Source organism: Bradyrhizobium ganzhouense, from assembly GCF_049949285.1.
Taxonomy (GTDB): Bacteria; Pseudomonadota; Alphaproteobacteria; order Rhizobiales; family Xanthobacteraceae; genus Bradyrhizobium; species Bradyrhizobium ganzhouense.
Genome location: NZ_CP181318.1, coordinates 1,594,023 through 1,618,554, shown reverse-complemented (window position 1 = coordinate 1,618,554; position 24,532 = coordinate 1,594,023). Strand labels below are relative to the sequence as shown.

The window sequence follows — 24,532 nt, the reverse complement described above, 5'->3', positions numbered from 1 at the left end:
TGAACTTGGCTGGTCAGTCCTGTGGGCGTATTCGCGCGGCTTCTCAGCAAACGGGCACTTTGACATCTAGCGCCCTCCGTCAGACAGATCGATCGAGCTGCCACTTCCACCATGGTCTGCCGACCGGACGGCATGAGTTGCCGCCGAAACTCCATGGCTGATAGTCTGCGCGCGCTTCATGCGCTGCGCCCAATCCGGCGGGCTTTCGCCCGAGCTGGCAGAGGTCGTGGTGATGGACCGGCTGCCGCTGTGGATCGCCGCGGAGGCTCTGCGGAGCGGACTGACAGAAGCTGAAGCAGCAGCCTCGGCAACACCACCTATGCCGCCGCTCCGGTACGCGGCCGCCGCGCCGCTTGCGATCGCGCTGCCGCCCCGCGCCGCACCTGCGATCGCTCCGCCGGCGAGGCCGACACCGCCGGCAGCCAGACCGGCTCCTGCTGCAGCCATCCCGCCGGCCGCAAGTCCCGTACCGACCGCGCTGCCCGCACCGAGTTGGGGACCACCGGATACCAGACCGTTCGCGATTCCGGGTCCAAAGATTCCAAGACCCAGAAGCGACAATGCGGCCAAGACCAGAGTCATGGCATCTTCGATCGTCGGCTGACCGCCATTGAAGCCGGCGGTGAACTGGGAAAACAAGGTCGAGCCGATACCGACGATCACGGCCAGCACCAGCACCTTGATGCCGGACGACACGACATTGCCAAGGACGCGTTCGGCCGCAAACGCCGTCTTGCCGAACAGGCCGAACGGAAGCAGCACGAACCCTGCCAGCGTCGTCAGCTTGAACTCGATCAGTGTGACGAAGAGCTGGATCGCCAGAATGAAGAAGGCGAGCAGGACGACGGCCCAGGCGAACAGCAGGACCACGATCTGGACAAAGTTCTCAAAAAAGCTGATGTAGCCCATCAGGTTTGAGATCGAATCCAGGATCGGCCGGCCGGCATCGAGCCCGACTTGAGCAATTTTTCCAGGGTGAACGAAATCGCCTGCCGAAAGGCCCGTACCTGAGGCCTTCAATCCGAGACCGGCAAAGCTTTCGAAGACGATACGGGCGAGATTATTCCAATTGCCGATCAGGTAGGCGAACACACCGACGAACAGGGTTTTCTTGACGAGCCGCGCGACGATGTCCTCATCCGTGCCCCAGCTCCAGAACAGGGCGGCCAGGGTGATATCGATCGCAGCCAGCGTTGTCGCAAGATAACCGACCTCGCTGCCAAGAAGCCCAAAGCCATTGTCGATGTAGCGGGTGAAGGTCTCGAGGAACTGATCGATAATTCCCGTGCCGCTCATTGGGCACCTCCCTCGGGTGACGCGACGGAGGGATAGCCTTGAGGTATTCGGCTCTGATCTTTCGGCGCTGACACGAATGGCGAACTGCCTGGATCATTGACAGCGGGACCGGTCGAGCTCACCCCTTGGCCGAAGAATCGGCGCCGGTTCTCGGCCCAGATCCTTTGGCAATCCTGATATGCCGCAGAATGCTCTGACGTCACAGTACGGCAGCGCGTGAGATTGGATTCCATTGTGCCGCTGGCTGTTGTGCTCGATGGCTTCGGGCCCATGACTTTGTCCGGACCGCGTAGCTGGATTGTGCATGCGACGATGAGTGCCGCTCCGCCAATCACCGTGATGGCGAGCGACAATGCTTGGAACGCCTTCTGATTGCTCATCAATGAAACATCTGCACGTTGGAGGATTGATAGCCCTGACCACCCATCAGAAAGCGGCGAAGCTGCTCGCGACCTTGGTCCTGAGCAACGGCGCGTCGCGCAGATTCGAGCGATTGAGCCCTGCCTTGCGCCGCCACGGAAGCGGTCAAGTCGGCGAGCTGCTGCGCCTGGAGTGCGAGGATCTGGTTCCCAGCTTGCGTGGCCTGCAGGGCCCCGCTTGCACCCTGGCTTGAGCTTACCAGTGCCGAGGTCTGAATGCGGTTTGTGTCGAGATTTCCGACAACGCCGGCTTGCACACGAAGCGCGTCCTGAAATCCCGCGACCGAGTCCTGCCAGCGCGATTGCGCACCTGCGATCAACGCTGAATCGGATTGGCTGCTGGTTGCCGGTCCGTAGCTGGTGGCGAAGGCCCGATCGATCTGCTGCACGTCATAGCCGATGCGCTGGGCCTGGCTGAGAAGCTGCTGGGTGCGTTGAATCGAGCTCTGAAGCTGCTGCAGCGAGGAATATGGCAGGCTTGCCAGGTTCTTCGCCTGGTTGATCAACATTTGCGCCTCGTTCTGCAACGAGGTGATCTGATTGTTGATCTGCTGCAACTCTCGGGCCGCCGTCAGGACATTCTGGAAGTAGTTGTTGGGATCAAAGACGATCCATTGCGCCCGGCTGGGCGCGGTTGCCAGAAGCGAGACAGCAACGATGCTGATCGCCAGGCCGAGACGACGACGGCTCATTGCGACTTCTCCAGATTGCCAAGATTGGGAATGAGGTCCACGGCCCACCCGGCTCCGCGGTGCTGGAGCCAAGCAGGCACAAAGGCCTCGCGGCCGTGCTCTGTGACCAATCGGTCGATTGCGGCCTGGTCTGTCTTGGATGATGCAGCCGCAAAGGCGAGCGCGACTTCACCGAGCCCGAGCTCGAACATGCGGTTGCCGCGGCGGGATTGGCAGTAGTAGTCCCTTTTTGGCGTCGCGCGGCTCAAGAGTTCGATCTGGCGATCGTTGAGCCCAAAACGGCGATAGATCGCGGTGATCTGAGGCTCGATCGCCCGCTCGTTCGGAAGAAGCAATCGCGTCGGGCAACTCTCGATGATGGCAGGAGCGATGTCAGATCCATCGATGTCCGACAAAGACTGTGTGGCGAACACCACAGACGCATTCTTCTTGCGCAGCGTCTTCAACCATTCGCGGAGCTGGCCGGCAAAATCCGCGTCATCAAGCGCAAGCCAGCCTTCGTCGACGATCATGAGCGTCGGCCTGCCATCGAGGCGGTCGCCAATGCGGTGGAACAGATAGGCCAGCACCGCGGGCGCCGCGTCCGTTCCAATCAGTCCCTCGGTCTCGAACGCCTGGACCGACCCCTCGCCAATTCGTTCGAATTCTGCATCGAGCAGCCGCCCATAGGGCCCACCGAGGCAATAGGGTTGCAAAGCGCGTTTCAGGGTCGTCGACTGGAGCAGAACGGACAGCCCTGTCAGGGTCCGCTCCGGGAGGCGCGCTGAAGCAAGGGAGGTCAGTGCGGACCATAGATGATCCTTCGCCTCCGGCGTGATTTCGATCTTCTCGCGGGCAAGGATTGAGGCAACCCAGTCCGTGGCCCAGGCCCGTTCCGCGGTATCATCGATCCAGGCCAATGGCTGCAACGCGACCGGCTCGGACGCATCTTGCGACAGCGCGCCGCCGAGATCGTGCCAATCGCCACCCATCGCGAGGGCTGCCGCCCGGATTGAGCCTCCAAAATCAAAGGCGAAGACCTGAGACTGGGGATAGCGGCGGAACTGAAGCGCCATCAGCGCCAGCAGGACCGACTTGCCGGCGCCGGTCGGACCAACCACAAGCGTGTGTCCGACGTCCCCGACGTGAAGCGCAAAACGGAAGGGAGTTGACCCTTCTGTCTTGCCAAAAAGCAGGGGCGGAGCCTTGAAATGATGATCCCGCGCCTCTCCGGACCATACGGCCGACAGCGGAATCATGTGAGCAAGGTTGAGGGTCGAGAGGGGCGGCTGCCGGACGTTGGCATATACCTGTCCAGGCAGGCTGCCGAGCCACGCTTCGATGGCGTTCACCGTCTCGATCATGCAGGTGAAGTCGCGCCCCTGAATGACCTTCTCGACTAGCCGCAATCTCTCGTCGGCCGAGCGCGCATCTCGGCCCCAAACGGTTACGCTCGCCGTCACGAACGCCTCGCCGATCTGGTCCGATCCGAGCTCCTGAAGCGCCGCGTCCGCATCCATCGCCTTGTTGTGAGCGTCGGTATCGAGAAGCGAGGATGCCTCGTTGGTCATCACCTCCTTCAGGATCGCGGCGATTGACTTCCGCTTGGCGAACCAATGGCGCCGGATTTTCGTCAGGAGCTTTGTCGCATCCGTTTTGTCGAGCATGATCGCCCGGGTCGACCAGCGGTACGGGAAAGCGAGACGATTGAGGTCATCGAGAATTCCGGGCGTGGTCGCTGTCGGAAACCCGACGATGGTGAGAACGCGCAGATGTGCCGCGCCCAACATCGGCTCGAGACCGCCAGTCAAGGGCTGGTCAGCGAGCAGCGCGTCAAGATACATGGGGATCTCGGGCACACGAACCCGATGCCGTTTGATCGAGATCGTGGAATGCAGGTAGGTCAGCGTCTCCTCGTCACCGAGCCAGGCGCATTCGGGCATAAAGCCCTCGACGAGCTGTAGCACGCGGTCGGTTCGATCGACAAAGCCGCTGAGCATTTCGCGCGCGTCGGCACTTGGCTTGCGACTGCTGCCTTCATAGAGAAGCCGCTCCGCCCTGGCCGCATCCTCCACCGGCGGCAGGTAAGCGAAAGTCAGATAATAGCTCGAGTCGTAATGGGCGCCCTCTTCCTCAAACTGCGCCCGGCGCTCGGCATCAACCAGCGCGGATGCGACGTCCGGAAATGTGTTGGGCGGATACGCTCCGGCGGAGTGGCGCTGCGCCTCCACGAAGACGGCCCAGCCGGATCCGAGGCGGCGCAGAGCGTTGTTGAGACGACCGGCCACCGCCACGAGTTCGGCCGGAACGGCACTGTCGAGGTCCGGTCCGCGGAATCTGGCCGTTCGCTGGAATGAGCCGTCCTTGTTCAGGACGATGCCCGCGTCGACCAAGGCCACCCAAGGCAGGAAATCGGCAAGCCGCGTGCTCGATCGGCGGTATTCCGTAAGATTCATCATGGGAGAGCTCTAGATGTTGAGATGGGCTGGGACGCGCAGGTGACGGCGCACCACTTCGACGAATGCGGAGTCTCGCTTGGCAGCCCATACAGCCGCCGCGTGCCCAATGGCCCAGAGCAGGAGACCGGCGATCCACAAGCGCAATCCCAGCCCAAGGGCTGCGGCGAGCGTCCCGTTAACGATGGCAACCGACCGGGGTGCTCCGCCCATCAGGATCGGCTCAGTCAGAGCCCGGTGCACCGGCGCGATAAATCCTGCGACGGGCTCGTCCATCACACCACCACGCCGCCGCCGAATGAGAAAAACGACAAGAAGAAGCTCGAGGCTGCAAACGCAATCGAAAGCCCGAACACGATCTGAATCAGCCTGCGAAAGCCGCCCGAGGAATCGCCAAAGGCAAGCGTCAGGCCGGTGACAACGATGATGATGACGGCGATGATTTTGGCGACCGGTCCTTCGACCGACTGCAAGATCTGATTGAGCGGCTGCTCCCAGGGCATGTTGGAGCCGGCGGCCCAGGCGGGCGAACTCATGAACAGGACCGCACCCAGTGCAGCGATGGAAACGCTCGAAGGCGGAACTCGGTTTCGATTGCTCATGTTTCGATTGCTCATGTGAGGTCTCCTGCTGGTGAAAGGCTGTAATCCCCGGCCGCTCCGAGGCCGTTGACGCGCGCGAGTTCGGCTAGCCGGCGCTCGGCACCGCGCCCGGACAGGACCGCAACGACGTTGATGGTTTCGGCGATCAGGGCCCGCGGCACGGTCATCACGGCTTCCTGGATGAGCTGCTCCAGCCGGCGTAAAGCGCCGAGCGCAGTGCCCGCATGGATGGTGCCGATACCGCCGGGGTGACCGGTACCCCAGGCCTTGAGCAGATCAAGAGCCTCAGCGCCCCGCACCTCGCCAATGGGAATGCGGTCTGGACGCAATCGAAGTGAGGAGCGCACGAGATCCGAGAGCGAGACCACGCCATCCTTGGTGCGCAGCGCGACCAGATTCGGTGCTTTGCATTGCAGCTCGCGGGTGTCCTCGATCAGCACGACTCGGTCACTGGTCTTCGCGACCTCGGCAAGCAATGCGTTTGTGAGCGTGGTCTTGCCCGTTGATGTGCCGCCAGCGACCAGGATGTTTTTGCGCGAGGCGACGGCCTGGCGCAGTGCCGTGGCGTGATCGGCCGTCATGATGCCCGCCTTGGCATAGTCGTCGAGCGTAAAGACCGCGACGGCTGGCTTGCGAATGGCGAACGCTGGTGCCGCGACGACAGGAGGCAACAGGCCTTCAAACCGCTCTCCGGTCTCGGGGAGTTCAGCAGAAATACGGGGCGCGGCGGCGTGGACCTCGGCCCCCACGTGATGCGCTACCAGGCGAATGATGCGCTCGCCATCGGCGGCGGAGAGTTGTTCACCTGTGTCAGTCAGTCCGCTGGAGAGCCGGTCGATCCACAATCGGCCGTCAGGGTTCAGCATGACCTCGACGATCGCATCGTCTTCGAGGTAGCGCGCGATGGCGAGCCCCAGCGCGCTGCGGAGCATCCGCGCGCCACGCGAGATCGCCTCCGACTGAAGAGAATGGATTGCCACTGCCTGCCTCCACCGATCGAGGGCCAAAACAGCGCCCTCGGATGGGGATCATTAGAAAAACCACCAACGACCTTCCTGCAATCACGCAATCATCTTCGTCGTAGCCTGGCGTAGAAAGAGAAAGGGCGGAGCAGCCAGCAAGGCCGGCGCAATCAGTTGGTGGAATCCTCGGGCGCTCCACGAACGATATCGTCCGGAATCTCCCGCAAGAAGCTTTGGCCCTTTTGCAGGCGGCGGCCCAATGTCTCGACGAAGCCTTCAAAGCGCTCACGTCCTTTGATCTGAGCGGCAGCCTGGGCTTCGTTCGGCAAGGGAGGCGTGATCGTCAGCCAAAACCGAACAAACAGAGCCAAGGTCTCGGCTGTCAGCCCGACATCCCGCTCAAGTCGCTGCACTTGCCGGGACAACCGGTCGAGACGGCGGGCGAACGCCGCCTCTCTGCGATCCACTCCATCGGGCGACAGAAACGAGATAACGGCCGCCTCGACAATGGCCGATCGTGAGAGGTTCTTGCGATCGGCAAGGTCGGAGATCTGCATCAGAAGCTCCGGCGGGAAATACACGTTCATGCGGTTGCGCATGGGACCTCAGAGATCAATGCCATCGTTTGGGTCAAGCGCCGCCTGGCGGGCCACGCCCCGCATCTGCTGGCGAAGAAGCCGGGCTTGACGCACGGCCTCATCGTCGTCGTCCAGGACGGCAAACTCTTCTGTCGGCGTCACATCGGTTGTCTCTTTGACGATGGCGACGTGGTCGGGAAGCTCGGGTTCCCGGCGCAGACCGCTGTTGGCGGCATCGGTTTCGGACTCGTCGGTCTGGACGGTTGCGCCATTTCGCGCGGGGAGCTTGAGGCTGGACCAACTATCTTCCCGGGAAGAACCCCCAGCCTGACCGGCTCTGGCGGTGAGAGAACGCGCTCGGTAAAGCGCCTATCTTCGTAGTAGCGCACCTTCCTGGCTCGGATCGGCGCCGTCCCGGCCACCATCACGATTTCGTCGGTGGGAGGAAGCTGCATCACCTCGCCGGGCGTGAGCAAGGCGCGTGCGGTCTCCTGCCGCGAGACCATCAGATGGCCAAGCCACGGGTTCAGCCGATGGCCGGCATAGTTCTTCATGGCTCGCATCTCGGTCGCAGTCCCAAGCGCGTCCGAAACGCGTCTTGCGGTCCGCTCGTCGTTTGTTGCGAAGCTCACGCGGACATGGCAATTGTCCAAAATCGCATTGTTGGGGCCGTAGGCCTTCTCGATCTGGTTCAACGACTGTGCAATCAGGAAGGCCTTGATCCCGTATCCGGCCATGAACGCGAGCGCCGACTCGAAAAAATCGAGACGTCCCAGGGCCGGGAACTCGTCCAGCATCATCAGAACGCGGTGGCGCCGGTTCTTGGCTTGCAGATCTTCGGTGATGCGACGGCCAATTTGATTGAGCACGAGACGTATGAGCGGCTTCGTCCGGGAGATGTCGGACGGAGGCACGACAAGATAGAGCGTCGTCGGACGAGCATCAGCAATCAGGTCCGCGATCCGCCAGTCGCATCGGCTCGTGACCTGCGCCACCACCGGGTCCCGATAAAGTCCAAGGAATGACATCGCGGTCGAAAGCACGCCAGAACGTTCGTTCTCGGACTTGTTCAACAGCTCTCGCGCGGTTGAGGCGACAACCGGATGTGGCCCCTGCTCACCAAGGTGCGAGCTTGTCATCATCGCCTTCAACGTGACCTCGATCGGGCGCTTCGGGTCCGACAAAAAGGCCGCGACCCCGGCGAGCGTCTTGTCGGATTCTGCGTAGAGGACGTGCAGGATGGCACCGACAAGCAGCGAGTGGCTGGTCTTCTCCCAGTGATTCCGCTTGTCGAGCGACCCTTCCGGATCGACCAGCACGTCCGCAACATTCTGGACGTCCCGAACCTCCCATTCGCCGCGGCGTACTTCGAGAAGTGGGTTGTAGGCAGACGATTTTGGATTGGTCGGATCGAACAGCAACACCCGGCCATGTCGGGACCGAAAGCCGGCTGTGAGCTGCCAGTTCTCGCCCTTGATGTCGTGCACGATTGCCGAGTCTGGCCACGTGAGGAGGGAAGGAACAACAAGGCCAACGCCCTTGCCGGACCGGGTCGGTGCAAAGCAGAGCACATGCTCCGGTCCGTTGTGGCGGAGGTAATCCTCCGCCAACCTGCCAAGCACGACACCGTCCCCACCCAAAAGTCCGGCCGCCTGCACCTCCCGCGGATCGGCCCACCGCGCCGAGCCGTAGGTCTGGACATTCTTGGCCTCGCGCGCCCGCCACACCGACATGCCGATCGCGGCCGCGATTGAAACAAAAGTCCCTGAGGCCGCGATGAATGCACCCTCGACAAAGACCTGAGGGGCATAGGCGTCGTAGACGAACCACCACCAGAAGAAGACGGGCGGGTAGTAGATCTTGAAGCCCGACAACGCGAACCACGGCCGCCCAAGCTCCGGCTGATAGGCGAGCCGCCAAGCCGTCCACTCGGTCGCTCCCCAGATGGCGAGCAAGACGATCAGGCCAACGACAACCACCTGTCCCCACAAGATTTTGGTTCCGGACATTCCCGAACACCTTTCGAAGAATTGACAACGATAGCTACAGGCTGAGATCGCGCTTCCGGCCGAAGCTCCATTCGATCCCGCCGCCCTCCTTCGTGGTGCCCGCAACGTGCTGGCCCAACCTCTTCTCGAGCTCGCGCGACCAGGGCACCAGCTGAAATCCGAGCCCGTCGTCGATCATGGCGAAACGCCCCGAGGCGAGCGTCAACCGCTGACGATACATGCCCGCCGCGTGCTCGCCGGAGGCGCCCTTCACGTGAGGCAGGCCGGTCGCCGCCGAGATTCTTGCTGCCACCTCGTCCAGCTCGCGTCGACGCAACGTGTTCAGGAGATCACGCTGGAAGGTAATGCGCTGGCCCTGCCGCCGCGCCAGACCTTCCTGAACCAGATGCTCGGTGCGAGCTTCGAGGGCGTCGCGCGTCTCACGACCGAATCCGCCCATGGCGAGCGGCATGGGGTTGGATTCAACCAGCCGGTGGTCGAGCCAGGTGGCGCCTTTCGCGGTGACCTGCTCACCAAGATCGAGATCAGAACGGGTGGCAAGCACCAATGTGGGGCGCGGATCATCGGCCGGACCGAAGCGCCGGACCTCGACGATACCGCCGACGGATGGCGCATGTTCGAAAGCTTCGATTCCTCGGAACCGGACGTGGTGCGCGCGCCCGTCTGTTCCGTCGATCAGGGCGTAGGCCTCGCCGGTGAGCTCGTCATGCAATCCTCGATCGACCAAGCGCCCGATAATCTGGGAGCTTGGCTGTCCACCTTCGATGACGTAGTCGGACACGCCACGCGCTTCCCCACGCTCGCTGAAGGCGCGATGCATAGTTTTGATGATGTCGCCGCGCATGCCGAGATCGCGGAGATTACGTTCAGCCTCGAGCCCGACCATCCACTCCCCTGGGGCAGCTGACGCAGCAAGGCCCATCTTCTCCAGGTGCTGAAGGCGGCCGACCATCAGGCGCCGGATTTCGGGATCGGAGCTGCCGGGATTATCGGGGCGGAGATCGATATAGCCGGTTTCGTCAGTTGCCAGCCGAATCTCCTGATCTAGCCGCGTCCATCGCTCTGCCGTGACTTCTCTCTCGAGCGAGTTGCGGATTTCATGCTCAGGTCTTGGACCCAGTTCGATGGCGACCAACTGCTCGGCGCGTGAGCGCAGGCCGCGGCTGATGTAGTCGCGGGAGATCACGAGGTCTGCGCCTGTCTCATCGACACCCCGAACGAGAAGATGGACGTGAGGGTTGTCCGTGTTCCAGTGATCGACGGCCACCCATTCGAGCCGCGTTCCGAGATCGATCTCCATCTGCTTGGCCAGATCACGGGTGAAGGCCCTGAGGTCAGTCATGTCGCCGGCGTTCTCGGGCGAGACAATGAATCGAAAATGATGGCGGTCGCCCTGGCATCGTTCTGCGAAGGCCGCGCCGTCAGCTCGATCGCTGCCAGCATCGAACATCTCGGCCCGCTCGCCGTTCCGGGCCACGCCGTCACGCTTGAGGTATGAGAGATGAGCCGTCAACGGCGCCGAGCGGAACGAACGTCCCTTGTGACGCACGATGCGCGCCTTCACCACAACGCGCCGCGTCGGACTGAACAACCGGCTGCGGCCAAAGGACAGCCGGCCGCGGCCAAACGTCGAGCGCCCATAGGCCGCAGACCGCCTGCCAAGCCCGACCTGACCCGACGTGTGTCCGGCTTTCTTCGCGGCACGTAGCACCTGGTTGATGAAGCTCTTCGGCTTGGGCGCGCGGGTGCTGCGGATGCGCCCGGGCCGAATGCGCAGATCGCTGTCACGCAGGGTCATTGCCGGACCTCGAAAGGCGCCAAGGCAGTTACAGTGCCGAAAATCTCCTTGATTGCGCTGTTCAAAATGTACGGCGCGGCACGCGCCCCGACCGACCGGCACGCCAGAACCCAAGCCATGCCAATGGCTTGCGGTTCGACCGGCGAGCCGCTTTTATCTCGCCGTCGTGCCCTCGTGCGTAAGCGTCCGAGTCTTGCACGACTTTCCGAGAGCGCGTCGTCGTTCCATATCGGGTTCCTTGCTGCATTGGAGGATCTCCGGTGGGTACGGAATATTTCAAGAACGAAGCGCGCCGTTCTTTTTGGTTGGTACACGTTGAAGCGTGGTGCCGAAGCGGTCTCAGCAAGCGGAAATATTGTCGTCAGCATCGTCTCAGTGGCGGCACATTCGAACGCTGGCTGCGGCATCTGATTGACGCTGAAACGCTGAAAGTACGTGCGGAATTGCGTCGCGAGGAACGTCGGGAGCGGCTCCGCAAGAAGCGGAGTCCAGTGTCGAAGGACCAGCGCTGCAGAGCCGTCCAAGCGTTCTGGGCAATACACGTTGAAGCGATGAGGTGGTGTGGACTGAGCATGCAAGCCTATGCCCGAGCACATGGCATATCGCAGCACAGCCTGAAGCGGTGGCGCGATCTGATCGACGCCAATGAGGTGGAAATCGACTGGCGGACGCAGCTTCATCCGAGTGCCCGCCCACTAATAAGCACTAGTGTTAGCAGCGCTGCTAAGGGGGCTAGCGCCAGAAGCCGCTTGACAGATGCACCAACCGCCGATCCGCCGAGCGACGAACGCGCCAACCGGCGTCGCTTCAGTGAGGAGGAAAAGCTCGCGATCGTGACCGAGTCCGAGCTCCCCGGTGCCACCGCTGCCGAGGTTTGCCGGCGCCACAGCATCGTAACCAGCATGTTGTTCCGGTGGCGGGTACAGTTCGGGTTCAGCAAGCGAGTGCCGGCGAAATTGGCGGCTGTGAAGGTCGCCGGCGCACAATCCGCAACGCTCGTCCTGAACGATCTGTTGCAGCCGCCTGACGGCATGACGGTTATCGAACTGCACGACGGACGCCGCGTCTTCGCACCGATCGGCAGCGATCCGAATGCAGTCCGGCGCCACGTCATTGAGCAGGAGACAGCTCGATGATGATCGTGCCGGCCGGCGTGAAAGTGCATCTGGCGCTGGGGTATACTGACATGCGGAAGGGCCTGGACGGCCTCGCCGCGCTCGTTCAGGAACACCTCAAGAAGGATCCATTCTCCGGGCACTTGTTTGCCTTCCGAGGCAAGAAGGCGAGCACGCTGAAGATCCTGTTCTGGGACGGCAACGGGCTTTGCCTGTTCAGCAAGAGGCTCGATCAAGGCGGCTTCATCTGGCCGAGAATGAGCGATCCCGGCGGCACGGTGACGCTGTCCCCGGCGCAGCTTGCCATGCTGATCGAAGGCATCGACTGGCGCACGCCGGAGCGTCGATGGCGCCCCGCAATCGCCGGCTGAAAAATTGCAAAAACCCGCATAAAACATTGGGAATCCGCTTCGTCGAATCAGCATGCCCGAGTAGAATCGGTCATGCAGCTCGACCTCGACAATTTGCCGTCGGACACTGCGCTTCTGCATCGCCTGGTGCGCGACATTGCCTCGGTCATCGCGCATCGGAACAGCGAGATCCAACGTCTTCAAGCGATCATCAATCAGCTTCAGCGCGCACAATTTGGGCGTCGTTCCGAGCGTCTCGACGCCGATCAACTCGCCCTTGGGCTTGAAGACCTGGACATCGATCTGTCCGCTGTCGAGGCAGATCAAACCTCGGTGGAGGAGTCTGCGTCGACGCAGAAGCTGCAGCCGAAGCGCAAGCCGCTGCCGGACCATCTGCCCCGCGAAGAGGTCGTGCTCAACGTCGATAGTGAAAGCTGTACGTGCTGCGGCGGCGCACTGCATGCAATTGGTGAGAGTGTCAGCGAGATGCTGGACTGGGTGCCAGCACAGTTGCGGGTGGTGCGCGTCTGCCGCCCGAAATATGCCTGCCGCAGCTGCGGAACGATCATCCAGGCTCCGGCGCCTGAGCGACCGATCGCCGGCGGTTTGGCCACGCCAGCCCTGCTCGCGCAGGTGCTGGTCAGCAAATACTGCGACCACACACCTCTCTATCGGCAGGCGCAGATTTTTGCCCGTCATGGCGTCGAACTGGAACGCTCGACACTCGCCGGATGGGTTGGCGGCGCGTGCTGGTGGTTTGGGGCCCTGCACGACCGGCTGTGCAAGCACATCTTTGCGTCGGACCACCTGTTTGCCGACGATACTCCGATCCCTGTGCTCGATCCGGGCCGAGGCCGCACGAAGACCGGACGGCTGTGGGTGTATGCCCGCGATCAACGCAGCTGGGCCGGACCCGAGCCGCCGGCGGCGGTTTATGTGTTCGCGCCCGACCGGAAAGCCGAGCGCCCGGCGGCGCGTCTGACGCACTTCAAGGGCGTTCTGCACGTCGACGGTTACGCGGGATTCGAGCGGCTGACCGCCGCCGGAACCATCACTCTGGCTGCATGTTGGGCGCACACCAGGCGCAAGTTCTACGAGGTTGCGCAAGCCGAGGACACGCCCATCGCGCACGAGGCCCTGCGTCGCATCGCTGGCCTCTATGCTGTCGAAGCGCAGGTGCGCGGTCAATCGCCGGCGCATCGGCTGGCCGCGCGGCGCGCACTCGCCAGGCCGATCGTTGACGGCCTTCGCCTTTGGCTCGAGGTGCAACTCCCGCAACTGCCCGGCCGCGGCAATCTCGCCGAAGCGATGCGGTATGCGCTGTCGCGCTGGGATGGATTGACCCGCTTCCTGCAAGACGGCCGCATCGAACTCGACACGAACCCCGTCGAGCGGGCGATCCGACCCGTCGCTCTCGGCCGCAAGAACCATCTCTTCGCCGGTAGCGATGGCGGCGGAGAACGATGGGCAATCCTGTGTTCGCTGATCGAAACGTGCAAGCTCAATAACGTCGAGCCTTACGCATACCTGCGCGACGTGCTCACGCGCATGGTCGACGGACATCCGATCAACCGTCTCGACGAGCTGCTGCCGTGGGTCTGGAAACCGACAAATCATGTCAATACCTGACCAACGTGCGAGAGCCGGACGCTAACCCTCGTGCCTTCCCTCTGCCCTCGCCCTGCCGTCCATTCTTCTCTAGGGTACGCCAATCTATGCGAGCTTACGCGTTTGCTCATCGCCGACCTTCCGCATCAGATCTCGTAACGAACAGGCCCGTCGCGGTGGGCACATTGGCCGAAATGGCGTGGCCGGAGACTGCGATCGGAGCGCGATCTGACACATGCTGGGGCGGCGGCGAGGCGAATTTTTTGGAGGTTTCGGAGAGCACAACAAAGAGCGTCCCCGCCGATGGCCGCAAGTTGACGACTGCCCTGGAAGCAGCAACGTCGCCGCCAATCATTGGGGCAAGCTTCTGCAGATATGCCTGAGCTTCAGCCGGCAATGCTCGACCAGCGAGATATTCCTCGTAGCGACCAGGTCCCGCATTGTAGGCCGCCAGGAAACCCGGCGAACCGTAACGGTCGTGTAGTTCCCGCAGATAACCCGAACCAGCAAGAATGTTGTCGTGAGGATTGTACGCATCATTGCCAAGACCGTATCGCAGACGCAGTTCGGCCCACGTCTTCGGCATGATCTGCATCAGCCCCATGGCGCCTTTCGGCGACTTGGCGCGCGCACCTCCAGCGCTTTCGAGCTCCAAGACAGCGCGTATCCAGTACACCGGTACGCCGAAGCGACGCGAGGCCTCGTCGATGAAGTCTGCAAACGGGTCGTGAGTCCGAAATCTCGCCGTTTGCTCCGCGGATCGTGTCGCGGCGAAGGCAGCGGCGTCACCCATCGTCAGCGCCAAGAACAGCACAACGACAGCGCAAACGCCCGTCCCGACTGAACGCCCGCATGTCGGCGTATTCGTGCTCCTCCGGGCTAAGGTCGCCTGGCGCCGGCCCATCGGCCGCCCACGGACGAAGTCCGGTGCGGGCGCTGGACCGGCCCTGCGCGCGAGGGCTCCGCGATCGTTGGCCGGGACGGAGGAATGGGGCGACACTCGGTCGAACAGCGGAATAGCAGATCGGAGTCCTAACACGGGCACGGTCAGTTCTCCCAGGTCCACACGGGGAGCGCACGCCCAAGGACGGCGGATGCCGGCAGAAAGCCGAAATATCTTCCGTCCAGCGAGTCGGCGGATTGCCAGTTCATGACAAAGAGTTCGCCCTCGCCGACGACGCGGCAACCCTGCCATTTCGGAAGCGGACGGCCGCGGCCGTCGCGATCTCGAGCCTCGCCCATTTCGATCGCGTCGACGGTCACTGCGAGCCCGATTCTGCAGACGGTCTGCCCCGGAAGCGCCAGCACGCGTTTGAGCATCGGTATCCCCGCCGGCAGATAGCCGCCCACGTCGAGGAAGGTTGCAAGCGGCTCGGGCGGCTGAACGGCGAGAAGCTCCGTCACGAACAGCTTTTCCGCAGGCTGTAAACGATACAGGCCGATCGGCACGCTCTCAGACGCATTCCAGACGTAGAGTGGCGTCAGGTCGAGAACCATCGGTGCGAGAAGGGCAGCAGCGCCGACGAACGTCGTGATCAAGATCTTCCACGGACTTGTCATCGCATGGTCCTCTGCCGTTGGAGCCACGCTTGGTGTCTCGCTTTCGTGTAGGGGCGAGGGTTTTCATTGACCGACATGCGGTTGTGAACGTGGTGCCAGTAATCGGGCGCGGCGTCGGCGGGATCGATGTCGAGTGCCTCGACAGCGTCGATCAACTCAAGCACCCGTTCGACCTTGGGCCAGCCCGACAGGCGCAGGAGAATGTCCCCGCCGGGCTTCACATAGGGTACGGTGGAGCATCGTTGTCCCGGTGCGACCGCACGCAGAATATCGATCCGTGAGATCGCTGTTCCGAAGTCGTTTGATGTCCAGCGGACGAACGCGAAGATGCTGCCCGGCGCAAAGGACAGCACGCGCCGACGGCGATCGAGAATTCTCTCCTCCACGGAGTGGCCGAACCGAATGCGGTTCTCAATGCGCTTCTCGAGCCAAAGGAGTTCGACTTCGGTGAACTTGTTCATGACGATACTCCGAGTGCAGAGAGGTTCTGATTGCCTGGCGGGACCGGAATTGCGACAACGCGTCCTCGCCCTCACTGTGGCGAGGCAGAACAGGCGGACCGTGGTGGTTATCCTCATCAGGCTCGAAGGCGCGGTCCGTTAGAAGAAATCCGAAGGATTTCTGGTTAGAAGAGTTACGGTCGCTGGAAAGCGCTGGGGGACAAGGACTTAGATTTGCTTTTGGTCCCCGATAGCACGAGGGTCGGGTCCCCGATGGCACGAGGGTTGCGGTCCCCGATAGCACGAGCTGATTCACAGGTTGCCTCCCGATTTCGGAAGGAGCCCGCGCCTGCGAAGTCTCTCGGTGAATGGATTGATCGGCGCGGGCGCGAACTTCAACCGCTCGGCGCCGTCGAGATCGCGCGTGAGCACGAGTTGGTAGCCAGGCAATGCCTGACGCTCGACGATCTGGCGCACGTCGTAGGCAAAATGCTTGAGTGGCGAGAGACTGCCGGACTTGGCATGGAGATGCACAAGATCAAAACTCCAGCCACCCTGCTGTCGGCCGCCATGCTTGCGCACGAGACGGTAGAGCCAGCGCTCAAGTCCGCCCGTCAGATCGAAATACTCGCGATCAATCGTGAGCACGAGCGCGTCATCGATCACGCCGGAATAGAACCAATCGGGCAGGATCAGTTCGAGCCCGAACGGGCGCCCGTTTGCGTCAGCCGTCTCCTTCCATTCGTTGATCCAGGAGAAGCGATGCCGCCGTCGTTCCGCAATCTGGCGGATCGACGTCAACACGGTCGTTGACTGCAGCCTGTCAAGGCCGGCCTTCAGGCGGTTGTAGTCGCGCGAGCTGGTGCCGCGGCCTGCGAACGTCAGAATTTCGTACGGGGTGGCGGCCATCAGGCGAGAGGTCTTCAACCCCGCGTCCCGCGCTTCCACAATCTGCGAGGCGGCCCAGATCAGGACATCTGCATCCCAGATTGTCGCCATGCCATGTTCCAGTACGGCCTCGACACGTATGGAGATTGCCCCCGCACGAAAATCGATCGGCACAACGCGCTTCGTCTTTGCGAGCGAAAAGAACGGATACGCCATCAGATCCTGCGCATCGCGCGGCGCGAGATCGCCAGGCAGCGCCCGAAACAGTTCCAGTTGATCGCGTTCGGATAAGTGCTTGCGTCGCATCGCCAGTGCTCTTTCCGGACGATCAGCGGCGTTCCTGGCCCGCATACGGGCGCAGGGTCGGATGCTTCTTGGCAGGCAGCACGGTCCCCTTGCCGGGATCGGACGTCGATTTCTTTTTGCCCAGTTTGGCCCACGCCATCAGGTCCGCAACCGAATAGACCACGCGCCCGCCGATCTTGTGATATTCGGGACCGGTGCCATACGTGCGGTGTTTCTCCAGCGTGCGGCCAGACAAACTTAAAAAGCGTGCGGCTTCGGATGTACGGAGGTATCGAGGCGGCGGATCGGCGTTCGGATCGGACATGTGAGAAGCTCCGTGACCATCTGGAGCGCCGGTGCGAACGGCGGCGCGTCGACGGTCACGATCGCGGAGAAGGTCTGCGAAGGGGGATGCCGAATATTGGGAGGCCGATTTTCGGCACCCCCTGAAGGGCAGCGCTACACGTCCCTGCGCCCGGGCCGCAGAAGTTTGCGATAGCCTCCGCGCACGAGCGCAAGGCCGCTTTGTACGAGGCGGATTGTTCGGCTGCGCAGATCGTGCGTTTTCCAGGCACGATCGGGGATGCGCTTTTCGCCGAACAGAGCCTCTGCGATGCTGCGATAGGTCGCGCCCGCGAGATACGCGGCGACTGCTCGAAGGGCTGCGCATAATCGTTCGCGCCGCTGATTTGACAAGCGACGGAAGGCAGGTCCTGGCGCGCGTCCATTCATCGCGCGCCATAGCCGCGTGGCAGCGTGCGCGCGCGCTTCGAAGTCGCGGTCAAGCGGCATCTCAGCCGCATAGTAAGTGCCTGCAGTCAGCGGCTGTTTTGACCAGATGCGATGCTCCACCGACCCGATGTGCAGCACCACGTGCCACCCGTCGGCGGCGCGGCACACCTGTCCGGCACTGAAGTCGAGCAGTGGCGGAGGCGCTGACTTGCGAGAAACCGCCGGCGCACTTGTCACCGGGACGACGGACGCCAGAACCTCAGGTGTCCAAAAGATCGCCTGCTCTTTGGAGGACTTTTGCGGATCATGGGCGAAAGCAGATGCCCCATCTCCTCCTGAATTCCTCGGTCACTTCGCCATCGGGGCTGCTCGCAACCATTGCTTTGTAGTCGCGTTGGTAGTCCACGTTCATACGCAGGCCTTCCCAGGCGATGTGAGTGATCTCAGCGTTCTCCAGGCTCTTAAACGAATCCGGCGATCGCCAGTCGAATTCAGGCATTGCTTCCGTCCCATTGCATGCAGCCAACAAAGATTGCGGCGCAATAGTTATGAACGAAGCGGTTGTAGGAAGCCTCTAGTTTGGCACCACGTGGTGCATGAGAATGACCACCGGTTAGCGGGAGAAAATTGTTTTGGCCACAAAAGTTAGCTGGCGATTTTCTTCTATTTTGAGCCGGCGCCGCGTAAGAGACGCCCCTGCTCGGTCACCCATTTTGCGCGCGCAAGATGACTCTGATATGCAGTCCGCGCACGGTCCGGCTCTCGCTCCGGGTCGATGTGCAAGACGATTCGAGCAACCTCCCGCCAGTCCGCTCCCTGACCTTCCGCCTGCAAAAGGCGAATGTACGTGACAACATGCTGTTCGTCATAGGCGGTCAGCGTTGCCTCGTTCGGCGCGACATCCGCGACGTCAGGATCTAGCTGCGGTTTTGTCATGACCACCCCAACAAACAGCGAATGATTCTAATCTCCCTAGAAGGCCGAGATTGTCCCGACGTCTCATTTTAGCCTCATTGGGACCTAGCCGACCAGCGAGCCGCTCGAAATACATACTATAGGAGATAAACCTCATAGTATGTAAAAACGCAACTTGCGCCGATGGACATGCGCAAGCTGGTCGGCCGGAATTTCGCAAGACTGCGGAAGCAGAAGCGCTTCACGCAGGAGAAATTCGCCGAAATGTCCGGCTTCACTCAGCAATATATCAGTGACCTGGAGCGCGGCCGCCGTAACCCAACTGTCGTAACCCTTTTTGAGCTCGCCAGCACGTTAGGTGTCAGTCACGTTGAATTGGTAGTTCCTGACGAAGACGCGCGAAGCGACCGATCAAAGCCGGCTAAACGGAAATGATCGGGTCGGCAAAATCATTTTAAGTCATCGAACCCATGACTCTCGCGACAGCCGGGCTGGAGGCCCGACGAGCGCGCCGGACGTGGATACGCGTCGCCGCCGCCGATCCGGCTTGCCGGATTGGCGGCGATGCATTGGGCCTTGGAAGCGAGGCCGCGCGAACGTTCCCGACTGCGCGGCTCATGTCATCAAATGGCCCGTTCCATCAAGCGCTTTGCTTTGCCCTCCAGTTCGAGGCGCGCATCCCGATGAAGCCTGCCGCGGGCAAGTGGGTAATGACTTGCACGAAATCAAAGATGCTTTCCGGTTTGCGATGTTCTTCGCCCAAAACGGTTTCGATGATGTTCAAGGGTCAGATCGCCATCGCGATAGACCTGCATCAGTTTCGGAGAGACCGCGCCGAGCCGCAGGACAACATGCGACGTCATGCCGAAGCGGGCGGCAATTCTTCCGCACCAAAACCGCGCTCTTCCGCCAGCTTCTTGAAGGCCTCGAACTGATCGGCGGGATCCACATTTTCCGGCGTGACATTCTCGTCTAGGCTGCTTTCGTGCGGAACATTCGCAGTGTCGATGATGCAGCGGCTCGGCTCGGTCTTGTTGATCTCCTTCCGCTTCACTCTGAGAAGCCGGGCAAGCCGTCTGAATACCCGTGGCCGCCCTTCTCTGTCCAACTCCGGTTCGACCACCAGATTCTGCAAGATAACTTGGCGGCGACGCTCGCCGCATAAGCTTCGATCGCCGCCTCACTGTGCGGGGTCTTGCGCGCATTCTGGGGGCTCGGGTGAATGCTTAGCCGTCCCCCATACTGAGGTACCGACCCTAATGGGCTAGAAAATTTGTAATCTTCGTGCTACATATTCGTCAATTATGTAGTATGAAGGCCACAAATGCCTACCCCTCACAATCCCCCTGCCGCCGTTCGGCGGGCCCTGCGCAAGCTCGGCGCGGACATCCACGATGCCCGGCGGCGTCGGCGGCTGCCGATGGCCGTCGTCGCCGAGCGCGCCTTCACGTCCCGCTCGACGCTGCAGAGAGTCGAAGCCGGCGATACCAACGTCAGCATCGGCATCTATGCCGGCGTTCTCCAGGCGCTCGGCCTGCTCGACGGCCTGATCAAGCTCGCCGACATCAGCAACGACAGCGTCGGCCAAGCGCTCGCCAGCGCCGAGCTGCCCAAACATATCCACCTCAAACGCAAGACCGGGGCCTCACGTGATGGCTGACTTCGAGGTGCATATCGATCTCGGCGGCCGCACGCGCCGCATCGGACTGGCGAGGAGCAACCGTGCTCGAGGCTCGGAGACCATCCTCTTCGAGTACGATGGCGCATGGCTTAATGACTCGGACCGGTTCTCGCTGGAACCCGCCCTCGCCCTGACGCGCGGCGCCTTTGCTCCTCCTGCCGGACTGGCGACTTTCGGCTCCATTGGCGACTCCGCGCCTGACACCTGGGGCCGCCGCCTCATGCAGCGCGCCGAACGCCGCCTCGCCGACCGCGAAGGCCGCGCTGTTCGCACGCTTGCAGAAAGCGACTATTTGCTGGGCGTTGCCGACGAAACGCGACTTGGCGCACTTCGCTTCCGCTGGGTCGGCGACGAAACTTTCCAGACGCCGACCCGCGCTGGTGTACCGGCCCTCATCGAACTCGGGCGGCTGCTCCAGATCACCGAGCGCATTCTCCGCGACGAGGAAACGGACGAAGATCTTCAGCTCATCTTCGCGCCCGGCTCCTCCCTCGGTGGCGGGCGGCCGAAGGCCTCGGTCATCGATCAACACGGCAATCTCTCGATCGCCAAGTTTCCAAAGGAGACCGACGACTACAGCATGGAGACCTGGGAGGAGATTGCGCTGCGGCTCGCCAGCAAGGCCGGCATCGCCACCCCACAACACGAACTGATCGAGGTGGCCGGCAAGGCCGTCATGCTGTCGCGCCGCTTCGATCGCAATGACGCCGTCCGCATCCCGTTCCTGTCCGCCATGGCGATGATGGGCGCCAAAGACGGCGAGCGCGGCAGCTACCCGGAGATTGTCGACGCTCTCTCGCAACATGGTGCGCAAGGAAAGACGGACGCCCATGCCCTCTACAGGCGCGTCGTCTTCAATGTGCTGATCTCCAATGTCGATGATCATCTGCGCAACCACGGTTTCCTGTGGTTGGGAAAGGCGGGATGGTCGCTCTCTCCGGCTTACGATCTCAATCCCGTGCCTACCGATGTGAAGGCGCGGGTGCTGACGACGAACATCGACCTCGACGAAGGCACCTGCTCGCTCGACCTGCTTGAGGCCGCGTCGGAATATTTTGGGCTTACGCTGCCGCAGGCCCGCGCGATCATTAAGGAAGTCGCGACAGCGACCGCGACCTGGCGCGACACGGCCAAAGCAGTCGGCACCCGCGCGGCCGAGATCAATCGCATGGCCAGCGCTTTCGAGCACGATGATCTCAAACGAGCGCTGGCGCTTTGACACGGACATTCCTTCATAGCTTCGATCCTGCGGCGGAGAGCCCCATCGCCGGCCCGACCGTCGACCTTGAAGTCTCCGATATCGAGGATGCCGGCATTCGGGAGGTGCTGCAGACACCCGGCGCCGCCTATGGCGCGTGGTCTATTCTCGACGCGCTGCTGGCGCCGACCGGCGCGGGAACGCCTTTCATCTTCAGGGAGCCACTTGGGCAGGCGCGCGAAGTCAAAGTCGCGCTCTCAGGCCTGTTTGGACGCTTCGTCGCCCGCGCCTATCTCGAGCGACACTTCAATCTTTCGATCTTTGCGCATCTCGGTAGCCGAACCATCGACCTGGACCGCCGCAGGCAGCTCAAGGTCAAGCGCCTTTCTCGCGGCGACCTGCCCGATTGGATCGCCTGCGCCTCTGACCTATCCTCCCTGACGGTCGCCGAGGCGAAAGGCTGCCATGATGTGGGAGGACCCGCGAAGGCCCTGGATCGCGCATGGACGCAAGCTGCACGGATCGATGTCACCGCCCAAGGCCGCAAAGTCACGTTGATGCGCATCGCGATCGCAACGCGCTGGGGAATGGCTGTAGCTGGTCCAGCCGATGTCCATCTCTCGGTCCGCGATCCCGTCGATGAAGGCGAGCCCATCGCTTCCGAAGAGAAAAACGCGCTCTTCATCGGCCTTCTTCGGCTGCATGTCGCCAACTTGATCAAACCGCTCGGACATGCCGAATTGGCGGGCGTTCTCCATCGTCTCACGCATCAACCTTTTGCCCGAAGGCTCCAGGACGATCTCGCACACGCGCGAGCACTGCTCGACGCCGCCGCGGTAAGGGAAGTGGAAAAGACAGGCGCCATCGGAGGGCTTGTCGGCGGCATCGTTACCCGCGCGGGACCAGTCACCGACGCCGATGTCACCCCCGTCGACCAGGAAGCGCTCGCTCGCCTCAACCTCCGGCCGGTCTTTGTCGGGATCGAGCGCGATCTCATTCGCGCAGCCATCGACGAAGACCCAAACGCCGTGCGCAATCGCCTGGCTGCGGTACATCCTGATGAATTTGCCCGGTACGACCGCGCAGGCGGCTGGATCGTGCCGCTCGGCTTGGAACGACGCATCACTGGCGAAACATGAAACCCAGCCGCGGAAAGAAGGTACGCGAAAATGGTCCGCAATAGCCTTTTGATCAGATCACGACTCGTTGCGGAACACCCGCTTTGAAAAGTCAGTCCGCATGGATACGCGACCTGTTTCTTCGCCGGAGCTGTTAACGACTTGTTAACCAACGCAGCCTACCTTGCGGTTACTTTTCGGTTAACAGCCGATTGCCTCCCGGTTCGTTCTAGGAGAACAGTCGATGCCCATTGAGGCCCAGACATATGTCGCACTTGGTGCCCGGCCGAAAATCTCACCTGAGGCCGCCCGATCGGTTGCCAAGCGACTCAGATTGCCGCGCTCGCTTTCGGATAATAGCAAAGCGCTAGTGAGCGTTGATCTCGCTGAAGTCAGGCATACTCCCTGCCCACGAGGTGGTCGTCGCGCGGGCGACATTGTCCCATTAGTGGAAAACATTGAGGCGTCGCAGACGGAAATTGTGCAGCTCGACGCAAGGGCGGCCGGTTACGGCGCGGATTTGGAGCGCAAACGCGAGCGCGCCGAACGCCTGATGGTTGATGTGCTGCAGGCGACCGCAAAGACCATGCCGCTAGAGAGGCGACAGCGCGGCTTGAGGACGAGGTAGCGGCTCTACGGACCGGTGACCGAGTTGGCGCCTCGATCGACAGCCACGGACAGGCCGCACGTCGACTAGGATATCTAGCTGCGAGCTGCGATCCTGGTAGAGACAGACCGCAAGGTTCGTCGGTAACAATCCGGGTCCGCTGTTCCAACGTGCCGAAGAAATCGTGAGGTAAAAGTGACCGACATCAGCGACATTCGCGAGATGAAAGCGCGTATTATTGTGTTTGGAGTCGGTGGCGCCGGAGGCAATGCCGTCAACAACATGATCGCGGCCGGGCTGGAAGGCGTCGACTTCGTCGTCGCCAATACCGACGCACAAGCACTCAGCATGTCCAAGGCCAAGCGCCTCATCCAGTTAGGCACAAAGGTGACCGAAGGCCTTGGCGCCGGCTCGAACTCCAAAGTAGGGTGCGCCGCGGCCGAAGAGGCAGTTCATGCGATCCAGGATCATTTGACCGGCGCAAACATGGTGTTCGTTACCGCTGGCATGGGCGGCGGTACGGGAACTGGGGCGGCGCCTGTTATAGCCAGGATCGCGCGTGACCTTGGCATTCTCACCATCGGCGTCGTCAGCAAGCCCTTCGACTTCGAGGGCCAGCGCCGTATGCGCGTTGCTGAAGCGGGCATTGCGGAACTGCTGAACGCGGTTGACACCCTGCTGATCATCCCAAACCAGAATCTGGTCCGAGTGGCCAACGAGAAGACCACATTTAACGATGCCTTCGCCATCGCCGATCAAGTGCTCTATTCGGGTGTGGCCTGCATCAGCGACCTTATAGTCAAAGAAGGTCTGATCAATCTCGATTTTGCCGACGTTCTCTCCGTCATGCGCGAGAAAGGCAAAGCCATGATGGGCCGGGGTGAGGCTTCTGGCGAGAAGCGCGTGCTCACCGCCGCTATGGCCGCGATCTCCAATCCATTGATCGAGGATCCCTCGATCAAGCGCGCCAGTGGCCTCATAATCTCAATCACCGGCGGCAAGGACCTGACGTTATTCGAGGTCGACGAAGCTGCTAGCCGCATTCGCGAAGGGGCCGACCCGGACGCCAACATCATCGTCGGCGCCACTTTCGATGAACGCCTGCAGGGTTTCGTCCGTGTCTCGGTGGTGGCAACTGGCATCGATAATCTGGACTCGGCGAATAAGTCCATTGCTGGGACAAGCATCTTCCAACTACCAAATGATTCGAGCCGCAGTTCGATGCAGCAATGTTGAATCAACGA

At 61.9% G+C, this 24,532-nt stretch carries 27 protein-coding genes and 3 pseudogenes; 10 read left to right on the top strand and 20 right to left on the bottom strand.

What is annotated here, in order from left to right; all coding sequences use genetic code 11:
* Positions 1-66: 66 nt before the first annotated feature.
* The 10 genes and pseudogenes from trbL to ACLFLU_RS07570 form a co-directional block, all read right to left on the bottom strand.
* Positions 67-1,296 carry a P-type conjugative transfer protein TrbL gene (trbL, locus tag ACLFLU_RS07615; RefSeq protein ID WP_426411664.1) on the bottom strand — a complete coding sequence of 410 codons (1,230 nt, stop codon included), beginning with the start codon at positions 1,294-1,296 and terminating at the stop codon, positions 67-69.
* Positions 1,293-1,676 (bottom strand): putative entry exclusion protein TrbK-alt, encoded by a 384-nt coding sequence (trbK-alt, locus tag ACLFLU_RS07610; RefSeq protein WP_426411663.1) that lies wholly within the window; start codon positions 1,674-1,676, stop codon positions 1,293-1,295. The genes trbL and trbK-alt overlap by 4 nt, the downstream gene beginning before the upstream one ends.
* Positions 1,676-2,407 carry a P-type conjugative transfer protein TrbJ gene (gene trbJ / locus ACLFLU_RS07605; protein WP_426413927.1) on the bottom strand — a complete coding sequence of 244 codons (732 nt, stop codon included), beginning with the start codon at positions 2,405-2,407 and terminating at the stop codon, positions 1,676-1,678. Before trbJ ends, trbK-alt begins: the two co-directional genes overlap by 1 nt.
* On the bottom strand, positions 2,404-4,845 hold the full coding sequence (gene trbE / locus ACLFLU_RS07600) for a conjugal transfer protein TrbE (protein WP_426411662.1): 2,442 nt from the start codon (positions 4,843-4,845) through the stop codon (positions 2,404-2,406). The genes trbJ and trbE overlap by 4 nt, the downstream gene beginning before the upstream one ends.
* A 9-nt stretch (positions 4,846-4,854) precedes the next feature.
* Positions 4,855-5,118: a VirB3 family type IV secretion system protein gene (locus ACLFLU_RS07595; protein ID WP_375865381.1), complete on the bottom strand. Its 264-nt coding sequence runs from the start codon at positions 5,116-5,118 to the stop codon at positions 4,855-4,857.
* Positions 5,118-5,459: a TrbC/VirB2 family protein gene (locus ACLFLU_RS07590; RefSeq protein ID WP_426411661.1), complete on the bottom strand. Its 342-nt coding sequence runs from the start codon at positions 5,457-5,459 to the stop codon at positions 5,118-5,120. The genes ACLFLU_RS07595 and ACLFLU_RS07590 overlap by 1 nt, the downstream gene beginning before the upstream one ends.
* A complete protein-coding gene (trbB, locus tag ACLFLU_RS07585) occupies positions 5,456-6,376 on the bottom strand; it encodes a P-type conjugative transfer ATPase TrbB (RefSeq protein WP_426411660.1) in 921 nt (306 codons plus the stop codon). The genes ACLFLU_RS07590 and trbB overlap by 4 nt, the downstream gene beginning before the upstream one ends.
* 200 nt (positions 6,377-6,576) lie before the next feature.
* Complete coding sequence (locus ACLFLU_RS07580) at positions 6,577-7,005, bottom strand: CopG family transcriptional regulator (RefSeq protein ID WP_426411659.1); 429 nt, start codon at positions 7,003-7,005, stop codon at positions 6,577-6,579.
* 6 nt (positions 7,006-7,011) lie between these two features.
* Positions 7,012-8,993: pseudogene (locus tag ACLFLU_RS07575) on the bottom strand (conjugal transfer protein TraG).
* Positions 8,994-9,027: 34 nt separating this feature from the next.
* On the bottom strand, positions 9,028-10,791 hold the full coding sequence (locus ACLFLU_RS07570; protein WP_426411658.1) for a relaxase/mobilization nuclease domain-containing protein: 1,764 nt from the start codon (positions 10,789-10,791) through the stop codon (positions 9,028-9,030).
* A gap of 260 nt (positions 10,792-11,051) precedes the next feature.
* Between ACLFLU_RS07570 and tnpA the strand changes: the two are divergent.
* The 4 genes and pseudogenes from tnpA to tnpC form a co-directional block, all read left to right on the top strand.
* Positions 11,052-11,153, top strand: a pseudogene (tnpA, locus tag ACLFLU_RS07565) (IS66 family insertion sequence element accessory protein TnpA); the annotation flags it as partial.
* A 210-nt stretch (positions 11,154-11,363) separates the two neighbouring features.
* The gene (locus ACLFLU_RS07560) at positions 11,364-11,927 is read left to right on the top strand and encodes a transposase (protein WP_426413926.1); all 564 of its coding nucleotides are present in this window, start codon (positions 11,364-11,366) and stop codon (positions 11,925-11,927) included.
* Positions 11,924-12,277, top strand: a complete 354-nt coding sequence (gene tnpB / locus ACLFLU_RS07555) for an IS66 family insertion sequence element accessory protein TnpB (RefSeq protein ID WP_074124987.1) — start codon at positions 11,924-11,926, stop codon at positions 12,275-12,277. The genes ACLFLU_RS07560 and tnpB overlap by 4 nt, the downstream gene beginning before the upstream one ends.
* 72 nt (positions 12,278-12,349) lie before the next feature.
* Complete coding sequence (tnpC, locus tag ACLFLU_RS07550) at positions 12,350-13,885, top strand: IS66 family transposase (protein WP_426411657.1); 1,536 nt, start codon at positions 12,350-12,352, stop codon at positions 13,883-13,885.
* A gap of 106 nt (positions 13,886-13,991) precedes the next feature.
* Here tnpC and ACLFLU_RS07545 read toward each other — a convergent pair whose 3' ends face one another.
* The 8 genes from ACLFLU_RS07545 to ACLFLU_RS07510 form a co-directional block, all read right to left on the bottom strand.
* The gene (locus ACLFLU_RS07545) at positions 13,992-14,657 is read right to left on the bottom strand and encodes a lytic transglycosylase domain-containing protein (protein ID WP_426411656.1); all 666 of its coding nucleotides are present in this window, start codon (positions 14,655-14,657) and stop codon (positions 13,992-13,994) included.
* Positions 14,658-14,911: 254 nt separating this feature from the next.
* Positions 14,912-15,424, bottom strand: a complete 513-nt coding sequence (locus ACLFLU_RS07540) for a S26 family signal peptidase (protein ID WP_426411655.1) — start codon at positions 15,422-15,424, stop codon at positions 14,912-14,914.
* Positions 15,421-15,885, bottom strand: a complete 465-nt coding sequence (locus tag ACLFLU_RS07535; protein WP_426411654.1) for a DUF2840 domain-containing protein — start codon at positions 15,883-15,885, stop codon at positions 15,421-15,423. Before ACLFLU_RS07535 ends, ACLFLU_RS07540 begins: the two co-directional genes overlap by 4 nt.
* A 291-nt stretch (positions 15,886-16,176) precedes the next feature.
* Positions 16,177-17,058 (bottom strand): replication initiator protein A, encoded by an 882-nt coding sequence (locus ACLFLU_RS07530; RefSeq protein WP_426413925.1) that lies wholly within the window; start codon positions 17,056-17,058, stop codon positions 16,177-16,179.
* Between the two features lie 22 nt (positions 17,059-17,080).
* Positions 17,081-17,362 (bottom strand): helix-turn-helix transcriptional regulator, encoded by a 282-nt coding sequence (locus ACLFLU_RS07525; protein ID WP_200471988.1) that lies wholly within the window; start codon positions 17,360-17,362, stop codon positions 17,081-17,083.
* A 134-nt stretch (positions 17,363-17,496) separates the two neighbouring features.
* Entirely contained in the window at positions 17,497-17,910 is a 414-nt protein-coding gene (locus tag ACLFLU_RS07520; protein WP_426411653.1) for a DUF2285 domain-containing protein, read from the bottom strand.
* 163 nt (positions 17,911-18,073) lie between these two features.
* Positions 18,074-18,268 (bottom strand): transcriptional regulator domain-containing protein, encoded by a 195-nt coding sequence (locus tag ACLFLU_RS07515; protein WP_426411652.1) that lies wholly within the window; start codon positions 18,266-18,268, stop codon positions 18,074-18,076.
* A 164-nt stretch (positions 18,269-18,432) separates the two neighbouring features.
* The gene (locus tag ACLFLU_RS07510) at positions 18,433-18,705 is read right to left on the bottom strand and encodes a DUF2285 domain-containing protein (RefSeq protein ID WP_375865366.1); all 273 of its coding nucleotides are present in this window, start codon (positions 18,703-18,705) and stop codon (positions 18,433-18,435) included.
* A gap of 162 nt (positions 18,706-18,867) precedes the next feature.
* On the opposite strand from ACLFLU_RS07510, the gene ACLFLU_RS07505 reads away from it, so the two are divergent.
* On the top strand, positions 18,868-19,119 hold the full coding sequence (locus tag ACLFLU_RS07505; protein WP_027545514.1) for a helix-turn-helix domain-containing protein: 252 nt from the start codon (positions 18,868-18,870) through the stop codon (positions 19,117-19,119).
* 188 nt (positions 19,120-19,307) lie between these two features.
* Here the strand turns inward: ACLFLU_RS07505 and ACLFLU_RS07500 are convergent.
* Positions 19,308-19,462 (bottom strand): annotated as a pseudogene (locus ACLFLU_RS07500) (DUF932 domain-containing protein); the annotation flags it as partial.
* Between the two features lie 81 nt (positions 19,463-19,543).
* Positions 19,544-19,819 (bottom strand): hypothetical protein, encoded by a 276-nt coding sequence (locus tag ACLFLU_RS07495; protein ID WP_426411651.1) that lies wholly within the window; start codon positions 19,817-19,819, stop codon positions 19,544-19,546.
* A 189-nt stretch (positions 19,820-20,008) separates the two neighbouring features.
* Between ACLFLU_RS07495 and ACLFLU_RS07490 the strand changes: the two genes are divergently transcribed.
* The 5 genes from ACLFLU_RS07490 to ftsZ all read left to right on the top strand — a co-directional run bounded on the left by ACLFLU_RS07490 (position 20,009) and on the right by ftsZ (position 24,524).
* Positions 20,009-20,344, top strand: coding sequence for a helix-turn-helix domain-containing protein (locus tag ACLFLU_RS07490; RefSeq protein WP_027545516.1), 336 nt, complete (start codon positions 20,009-20,011; stop codon positions 20,342-20,344).
* Positions 20,337-21,584: a type II toxin-antitoxin system HipA family toxin gene (locus tag ACLFLU_RS07485; RefSeq protein WP_426411650.1), complete on the top strand. Its 1,248-nt coding sequence runs from the start codon at positions 20,337-20,339 to the stop codon at positions 21,582-21,584. Before ACLFLU_RS07490 ends, ACLFLU_RS07485 begins: the two co-directional genes overlap by 8 nt.
* Complete coding sequence (locus ACLFLU_RS07480; RefSeq protein ID WP_426411649.1) at positions 21,581-22,702, top strand: hypothetical protein; 1,122 nt, start codon at positions 21,581-21,583, stop codon at positions 22,700-22,702. The genes ACLFLU_RS07485 and ACLFLU_RS07480 overlap by 4 nt, the downstream gene beginning before the upstream one ends.
* Positions 22,703-22,925: 223 nt before the next feature.
* Positions 22,926-23,309 carry a hypothetical protein gene (locus tag ACLFLU_RS07475; protein WP_426411648.1) on the top strand — a complete coding sequence of 128 codons (384 nt, stop codon included), beginning with the start codon at positions 22,926-22,928 and terminating at the stop codon, positions 23,307-23,309.
* A gap of 201 nt (positions 23,310-23,510) precedes the next feature.
* Positions 23,511-24,524, top strand: coding sequence for a cell division protein FtsZ (gene ftsZ, locus ACLFLU_RS07470; protein WP_426413924.1), 1,014 nt, complete (start codon positions 23,511-23,513; stop codon positions 24,522-24,524).
* Positions 24,525-24,532 lie beyond the last annotated feature (8 nt).

Excerpts from the sequence above, each read along its gene's own strand:
- trbL (WP_426411664.1), bottom strand. The coding sequence starts at position 1,296 with ATGAGCGGCACGGGAATTATCGATCAGTTCCTCGAGACCTTCACCCGC.
- trbK-alt (WP_426411663.1), bottom strand. The coding sequence starts at position 1,676 with ATGAGCAATCAGAAGGCGTTCCAAGCATTGTCGCTCGCCATCACGGTG.
- trbJ (WP_426413927.1), bottom strand. The coding sequence starts at position 2,407 with ATGAGCCGTCGTCGTCTCGGCCTGGCGATCAGCATCGTTGCTGTCTCG.
- trbE (WP_426411662.1), bottom strand. The coding sequence starts at position 4,845 with ATGATGAATCTTACGGAATACCGCCGATCGAGCACGCGGCTTGCCGAT.
- ACLFLU_RS07595 (WP_375865381.1), bottom strand. The coding sequence starts at position 5,118 with ATGGACGAGCCCGTCGCAGGATTTATCGCGCCGGTGCACCGGGCTCTG.
- ACLFLU_RS07590 (WP_426411661.1), bottom strand. The coding sequence starts at position 5,459 with ATGAGCAATCGAAACATGAGCAATCGAAACCGAGTTCCGCCTTCGAGC.
- trbB (WP_426411660.1), bottom strand. The coding sequence starts at position 6,376 with ATGCTCCGCAGCGCGCTGGGGCTCGCCATCGCGCGCTACCTCGAAGAC.
- ACLFLU_RS07580 (WP_426411659.1), bottom strand. The coding sequence starts at position 7,005 with ATGCGCAACCGCATGAACGTGTATTTCCCGCCGGAGCTTCTGATGCAG.
- ACLFLU_RS07570 (WP_426411658.1), bottom strand. The coding sequence starts at position 10,791 with ATGACCCTGCGTGACAGCGATCTGCGCATTCGGCCCGGGCGCATCCGC.
- ACLFLU_RS07560 (WP_426413926.1), top strand. The coding sequence starts at position 11,364 with ATGCAAGCCTATGCCCGAGCACATGGCATATCGCAGCACAGCCTGAAG.
- tnpB (WP_074124987.1), top strand. The coding sequence starts at position 11,924 with ATGATGATCGTGCCGGCCGGCGTGAAAGTGCATCTGGCGCTGGGGTAT.
- tnpC (WP_426411657.1), top strand. The coding sequence starts at position 12,350 with ATGCAGCTCGACCTCGACAATTTGCCGTCGGACACTGCGCTTCTGCAT.
- ACLFLU_RS07545 (WP_426411656.1), bottom strand. The coding sequence starts at position 14,657 with ATGGGTGACGCCGCTGCCTTCGCCGCGACACGATCCGCGGAGCAAACG.
- ACLFLU_RS07540 (WP_426411655.1), bottom strand. The coding sequence starts at position 15,424 with ATGACAAGTCCGTGGAAGATCTTGATCACGACGTTCGTCGGCGCTGCT.
- ACLFLU_RS07535 (WP_426411654.1), bottom strand. The coding sequence starts at position 15,885 with ATGAACAAGTTCACCGAAGTCGAACTCCTTTGGCTCGAGAAGCGCATT.
- ACLFLU_RS07530 (WP_426413925.1), bottom strand. The coding sequence starts at position 17,058 with ATGCGACGCAAGCACTTATCCGAACGCGATCAACTGGAACTGTTTCGG.
- ACLFLU_RS07525 (WP_200471988.1), bottom strand. The coding sequence starts at position 17,362 with ATGTCCGATCCGAACGCCGATCCGCCGCCTCGATACCTCCGTACATCC.
- ACLFLU_RS07515 (WP_426411652.1), bottom strand. The coding sequence starts at position 18,268 with ATGCCTGAATTCGACTGGCGATCGCCGGATTCGTTTAAGAGCCTGGAG.
- ACLFLU_RS07510 (WP_375865366.1), bottom strand. The coding sequence starts at position 18,705 with ATGACAAAACCGCAGCTAGATCCTGACGTCGCGGATGTCGCGCCGAAC.
- ACLFLU_RS07505 (WP_027545514.1), top strand. The coding sequence starts at position 18,868 with ATGGACATGCGCAAGCTGGTCGGCCGGAATTTCGCAAGACTGCGGAAG.
- ACLFLU_RS07490 (WP_027545516.1), top strand. The coding sequence starts at position 20,009 with ATGCCTACCCCTCACAATCCCCCTGCCGCCGTTCGGCGGGCCCTGCGC.
- ACLFLU_RS07485 (WP_426411650.1), top strand. The coding sequence starts at position 20,337 with ATGGCTGACTTCGAGGTGCATATCGATCTCGGCGGCCGCACGCGCCGC.
- ACLFLU_RS07475 (WP_426411648.1), top strand. The coding sequence starts at position 22,926 with ATGCCCATTGAGGCCCAGACATATGTCGCACTTGGTGCCCGGCCGAAA.
- ftsZ (WP_426413924.1), top strand. The coding sequence starts at position 23,511 with ATGAAAGCGCGTATTATTGTGTTTGGAGTCGGTGGCGCCGGAGGCAAT.